Source organism: Armatimonas sp., assembly GCF_043760365.1.
Lineage (GTDB): Bacteria > Armatimonadota > Armatimonadia > Armatimonadales > Armatimonadaceae > Armatimonas.
In genome coordinates, this window is record NZ_JAYUPA010000184.1 from 1 (window position 1) to 2147 (window position 2147).

Sequence of the window (2147 nt, forward strand, 5' to 3'; positions counted from 1 at the left end):
AGCGGGCGTCGCCCCCTCGGTCATGGCCACAATTGCCGCCGCCAGCCGCGCTTCGTCCGTGGGATTCTCCCCCGCCAGCTCGCGCGTCGCCGGGCGCAGTACGGGGCCATCGGGGCTGTCCACAATCTGATAGTACGTCACCGTGTTGGCCTTCGCAGGCGGGGCATCCGGTGCGGGCGTTGGAGTCGCCTGAATCGGCTGCTGGCTGAGCTCCGTGACCGGTGGCGGCGTGGCTCCAGGCACGTACGGCGAGACGTAGTTGGGCTTAGGGCGGCTGAGAAAAAACACTCCCATGCCAATCAAGACAGAGACAAGCGCAAGAAAAACACGTTTCTGGTTAGACACAGCTTATTTTACCGAAGAATCGCTGCAGAATCAGACGTGTCGTTCTCAGGAAAAGTGAGACGGGGCGGAAAACCGTAGTCTCTCTGTGGCTGAGGCTTGGCATAGCGTGTCGCCAGAGAGTCTGGGTTTGCCGCAAAAAAGTCCGCGATTCCCTGGGCAATCGCAACTCCCATCTGTATCTGGACGTCTTTGTTCTTCAGCGCCGCATAGTCTGCACTATTGCTCATGTAGCCCGTCTCCACCAAGACGCCCGCCATCTGGGAGTGACGCAGCACCGCAAAGCCATCGCCTGGATAGATTCGGTAGTCGGAGAGCACACCGCGCACGGGAATAGCACGGACGCCCTGCCGGACCTTATCGGCAATGAACTTTGCGACATCCTGGCTGATCGGCTCGTGGGCATGGTAGTAGACCTCAGCACCACGGATCGTGTGATTGGAGCTACCGTCGTTGCAGTGAACCGAAACAAAGAGATCGGCACCAGCCCGGTTGGCAATCAGGGCGCGCTCCTCAAGACCAGGGTCAAAGTTGGACTCCCGTGTCAGAATCACATTGGCTCCCAGCTCCTCCAGGGTCTGTGTCAGCGAGAGCGCCATGGGCAGTGTCAAGGAGCGCTCTAGAACGCCATCATGCCCAGGGTTGCCCGTACTGGAGCCCCCGTGCCCCGGATCCACCACAATCGTCTTGCCCACAAGGGGGCCGTCGGTCTTGCGTGGCGTGAGCAGCTCAAGCAGCAGGCCACCTCCCTTGCTATGCTTGATCGTGTAGCCCACCTGGCTCGCCAGCTCAATCACCAGCCGCGCCGCGTTAGCCCCGACCGGCACGAGCTGCGCAGATTTAATCAGCGGATGCTGCATATCAGCAAGAGCCGCCGCACCCGCTTTGGCGGAGTCAGCCAGGTAGATATTACCAAAATCAAGTGTGAGAGTGTCTCTCTGCACCGACGGGCGTACCGCAGCGAGGCGGCTCGTCTCCAGCGTAAAGCGCAGTCTCTCATCGCCTAGGGGCACGGCGGAGACACGACGAAACACCATTGCGGGAGGTGCCTTAGACGTGGACAAGGCGGGCTTTGGCGCTACCGCCACGGGCGCTGCAATTGTCACGGAGGCACCAGGCGGCATCAGTGTCGCCACGGTCGCGGCCTTTCCCTCTCTCCAGTTCAGTGCCATCGGCTCCAGAAGCTCAAGAGTCAACCGAGCCGTGTTCTCGTCTAGTTGGGTGGCGCGAACGGAGGCAACTTTAGCGGAGCTTAACTCTAGAGCGGGCGGCAGCTCGGCAATGGTCGTTCCCGGAAAATCAACAAAGACACGCAATCCCTGGTTCTCCGTGGTAATTTTAGGAGTGATCGGCAAGCCCGCACTGACACGAAGCGAATCGCCCTGTAGCGCAACCTCGCGCAAAACCGCACGCAGCGTCAGAGTCGTGGTGGAAGGCTCGTAGGTCAGGGTAGCAACTCCCATGGTCTTGAGAACCTCGACCACATCTACAAAGACCCCGCCAGAGCGTTCAAACGGCCCCTGGCGCGCGGCGACCATAATCAGGTTGCGGTCGGAGCCCACCAGCTTGACAGAGGCCCCATCTACCGTCGCCACAATCCCAAGCGCGGCAAGCGACTCCGGAGCCACACAAATAGCACTGTCACGAGCATCCCGGTACGGCAGGCGATTTAGGCTTGAAACCGGCAGTGGCACGGTTCCAAAGAGCACTCGTATGGTGCCCCCGAACTGGCTCGCCCAAACGGCCCCTACCTCGGGTTTCTGTTTGGACTTCTGCGCCTGTGCAGGAAGCCCCATTGACATCCC

General features: G+C 60.5%; 1 protein-coding gene and 1 pseudogene. Both read right to left on the reverse strand.

What is annotated here, in order from left to right:
* Positions 1–345: pseudogene (locus tag ACH2EH_RS04605) on the reverse strand (hypothetical protein); the annotation flags it as partial.
* Between the two features lie 8 nt (positions 346–353).
* Positions 354–2147: N-acetylmuramoyl-L-alanine amidase (locus tag ACH2EH_RS04610; RefSeq protein WP_395139401.1), on the reverse strand; the 1794-nt coding region annotated here is incomplete at its 5' end.